This window comes from Corallococcus sp. CA049B (assembly GCF_003611685.1).
GTDB classification, from domain to species: Bacteria; Myxococcota; Myxococcia; order Myxococcales; family Myxococcaceae; genus Corallococcus; species Corallococcus coralloides.
The window spans coordinates 1-4045 of sequence record NZ_RAWC01000376.1; the positions used below are offsets into that span (position 1 = coordinate 1).

Here is a 4045-nt window from a genome sequence, read left to right on the forward strand (position 1 = left end):
ACCCCTCGCATCCCGACACCGCCGCTGACGAATCGCCACCGACGTCTTGACAGTCAAACTGTCACAACCTACTGTCAGGTTCGTGAGCACGCCCAAGACACAGACGGAGTGGAAGCTGGCCGCGCTGGCGGAGGAGGTGGGCGTTTCGCCTCGCACCGTCCGCTATTACGTCCAGCGGGGCCTGTTGCCCGCGCCGCCCTTCAAGGGGCCGGACACGGTCTACGGGGAGGAGCACCGGGTGCGGCTCAAGGCCATCCGGGTGCTCCAGGCCCGGTTCCTGCCACTGGACGCCATCCAGGCGGAGCTCTTGCGGCTGTCGCCGGAGGAGCTGCGCCGGCTGGCGGAGACGCCGGTGGGCGCGGGGACGCCGCCGGTGCCGGAGGACGTCCCCCGGATGCCCCCGAAGCGGCCGGGAAAAGACCCGACGGTGGAGGTGGCGCGTTACCAGCGCTGGCTCCTGGCGCCGGGGTTGGAGTTGCACGTGTCGGAGCAGGCGGAAGCGAAGGTCCGGGCGCTGGCGGAGCGGGTGCGCGCCCTCATCGAGGAGTCCGAGGAAGGAACGCTGTCATGAACGAGCAGGCGAAGTGTGGGCTGTTCACGCGTGAGGGGGCCCAGGTGCCCCTGCAGGGAGTGGAAGTCACCGGTGAGCTGCTCGGGGGGCACGCGCGGGTGCGCGTGACGCAGCGCTACCGCAACGACGAGAAGAAGCCGGTGGAGGCCCTCTACACCTTCCCCCTGCCCTCCGACGCGACGCTCAGCGCCTTCTCCATGACGTGCGCGGGCCGCCGCGTGGCCGGCGTGGTGAAGGAGCGCGAGGCCGCCTTCCGCGCCTACGACGACGCCATCACCGAGGGTCACGGCGCGGCGCTGCTGGACCAGGAGCGCGCCAACGTCTTCACCGCGCAGGTGGGCAACCTGCTGCCGGGCGAGGAGACGCTGGTGGAGGTGGAGTTCCTGCAGACGCTCACCGCGGAGGAAGGCAGCGTGCGCTGGATGCTGCCCACGCTGGTGGCGCCCCGGTACATCCCCGGCGCGGTGCACGGCGACCGCACCGGCCACGGCAGCGCGGCCCCCACGACGCGGGTGCCGGACGCGGACCGCATCACCCCGCCCACGAGCCTGAACGTGGACTACGGGCTGCGCATGGACCTGCTCATCGACGTGGGCCGGGACGTGGTGGTGGAGAGCCCGTCCCACCGCATCACCGTCGCGAAGGACGGCACCCGCACGCGGGTGAGCCTGCAGCGCGATTCGTTCCTCAAGAACTTCGCGGGCAACGAGGTGGCGCTGGACCGGGACGTGGTGCTCACGATGCGCAACGCCAACCCGGACGTGATGCTCACGCCCGTGGTCACCCACCGGAAGGCGGAAGGGCCGGGCACGTTCGCGCTCACGGTGGTGCCGGACCTGCTGAACCTGGCGACGACGCCGCCCCGGCAGGAGGTGGTGTTCGTGGTGGACACGTCCGGCTCCATGTCCGGCGACAGCCTGCCCCAGGCCCAGGCCGCGCTCCGGCTGTGCCTGCGCCACCTGCGTGAAGGCGACCGCTTCAACGTCATCGCGTTCGAGAACGCGTTCCGCTCCTTCTCCGCGCAGACGGTGCCGTTCACCCAGCGCACGCTGGAGCAGGCGGACGCGTGGGTCGCGGGGCTCAAGGCCTACGGCGGCACGGAGCTGCTGGAGCCCATGGTCACCGCGATGAAGGCGGCGCCGGACGGCGTGGTGGTGCTGCTGACGGACGGCCAGGTGGGCAACGAGAATGAAATCCTCGAAGCGGTGCTCGCGGCGCGCGGGGCGGGGCGGGTGTTCTCGTTCGGCATCGGCACCAACGTGAGCGACGCGCTCCTGCGCGACCTGGCGCGGCGCACGGATGGCGCGGTGGAGTTCATCCACCCGGGAGAGCGCATCGACGAGAAGGTGGTGGCGCAGTTCTCGCGGGCGCTCGCGCCGCGCGTCACCGACCTGGAGGTCCGCTTCGACGGCGTGGAGGCCAGCGAGCTGGCACCGGCCACGCTGCCGCCGCTGGTGGACGGCACGCCGTGGACGCTCTTCGGGCGCTATGCGCAGGCGGGCACGGGCAGCGTGACGCTGAAGGGGAAGTCGGGCCGGGAGCCCTTCTCCCTCACGGTGCGGCTGGAGCTGCCCGCGCAGTCGGACCGGCCGGTGGTGGAGAAGTTGTGGGCCGCCGAGCGCATCCGGGGCTGGATGGACGCGGGGCTGGTGGGCCGGCGCGCGGAGGCGATGAAGGAGCGCATCGTGCGGCTCGCCGTCGAGCACCAGCTGGCCACGCGGTACACGTCCTTCGTGGTGGTGGAGGAGCGCCAGGGTGACCGCCGCGCGTCCGGCACGCCGGAGACGCGCGTGGTGCCGGTGAACGCGCCCGCGGGCTGGAGCATGTTCAACCAGGCCGCTCGGGGCGAGGACGACGAGCACGTGCCGGAGGGCGGACTCGTGGACGCGCTCGCGCCGGCGCCGCGGCCCGCGCTGAGGCGGATGGCCTCGAAGTCGATGCCCGCGCCCGCGGCGATGCCCGGAGGGGTCGGCCGTTCCCGGGGCGGCGCGGTGCCCCCGCCGCCTCCGAGCATGGCCGCGCCCGCGCCCGCGCCCGCGCGCGACCTGGGGCCGGAGCCCACCACCGGGTCCTCCTTCCAGGCGGAGTTCGCGGATGGCTCCGGGCCCATGGGAGGCAGGGCCGCGCCCATGGAGCAGGAGTCCGCGAAGAACGCGAAGAAGGACAAGGGCGGCCTCTTCGACCGGCTGATGTCCGCCGCGAAGCCGCGCAAGGCCGCCGACCGCACCCTGGAGTCCGCTCCGGAGCTGGAGGCCCGGCGCGAGCAGAAGGCGGAGGTGTTCTACGAGCAGGAGGAGGTCCTGCCGCTGTCCGTGGCGGATGCGTCCATTCCCACCGAGGACGTGGGCGGCCTCCTGGGCCAGCAGCTCGCGAACGGGCTGTGGGCCGGCACGGGTGAGGGGCCGGAGCCGGTGCGCCAGGCGCGCGCCACCGCGCGGGTGCTCCTGGTGCTCCTGCGCGAGGGCATCACCAGCAGCCACCCGCTGCACGGCGCGCAGGTGAAGAAGGCCGTGGACGCGCTGCTCGCGCTGGCCTCGCAGCTGGGCCAGGCGCCGGACGTGGCGGAGCTGGCGCTGGGTGTGGCGTGGCTGGTGGCGGCGGGTCCGCGCACGCGGGGCCGCATCGAGCAGGCCGCGAAGCCCCTTCCCGGCCTGGACGGACGGCTGGGGGACACGGCCGCGCTCCGCCAGCACGTGGAGACGCTGGCGACGCGGTAGGCGCCGCGTGGCGTCACCCGGGCCCCGTGCCTCCCTTCCAGGAGGACCGGGGTCCCGGGTCTCCCGTCTTTCCGCGGGGGTCGACTAGGGTGGGCGCTCGCATGGTCCTCGCGCCCTTCGTCCTGGCCGTCCTCATCGCAGCGCAGCCCGGTCCTTCGCCCCGGGGAGCCGCGGCCCCTCCCGCCGTGTCCGCGCCGCCGCTCGTGGCGAGCGAGGAGGCCTGCGCCGCCGAGTCCGACTACGCGGCGGGCTTCGACGCGCTGGTGCGCGGACAGGATGCCCAGGCGCTGGAGTTGTTGGAGCGCGTGCTGCGGGTGTGTCCCGGGCATCCGTACGCACCGGAGCTGGCGCGGCTGGCGCGGACGCGGCTGGAGCCGGGCGCGCGGCTGGCACAGGACACGCTGGCGAGGCCGGTGGTGGCGGAGCCAGAGACGTCCGTGGAGGGACCGTCGAAGGGAGCCCGGGCGTCGCTGACCGTCGTGCAGACGCTGCACGGCATCACCCAGGGCATCCTGCTGTGCGAAATCTCCAACTGTCAGGACGGGCGCGCGTACGTGGCGGTGTCGCTGCTGGGCGGCGGCGCGGGGGCGGCGATTTCGCTGCTCGCCACCCGGAGCGGGCTGACGCAGGGCCAGGCGGCGGCCATCAACTCCGGCACGGTGTGGGGCTTCGGGTATGGCCTGGCGTCCATTGGCTCGCTCGACCTGGACGGGGACAGCTCCACGGGGGCGGTGATGGCGGGGGAGCTGGGCTTCAC

At 73.5% G+C, this 4045-nt stretch carries 2 protein-coding genes and 1 pseudogene; all 3 read left to right on the plus strand.

Features of this window, described 5'->3' with window-relative positions; all coding sequences use genetic code 11:
• The first annotated feature begins 82 nt into the window (after positions 1-82).
• Positions 83-571: a MerR family transcriptional regulator gene (locus tag D7W82_RS38645; RefSeq protein WP_120589137.1), complete on the plus strand. Its 489-nt coding sequence runs from the start codon at positions 83-85 to the stop codon at positions 569-571.
• Positions 568-3288 (plus strand): VIT domain-containing protein, encoded by a 2721-nt coding sequence (locus tag D7W82_RS38650; protein ID WP_120623042.1) that lies wholly within the window; start codon positions 568-570, stop codon positions 3286-3288. Before D7W82_RS38645 ends, D7W82_RS38650 begins: the two co-directional genes overlap by 4 nt.
• A 101-nt stretch (positions 3289-3389) precedes the next feature.
• Positions 3390-4045, plus strand: a pseudogene (locus D7W82_RS40805) (hypothetical protein); the annotation flags it as partial.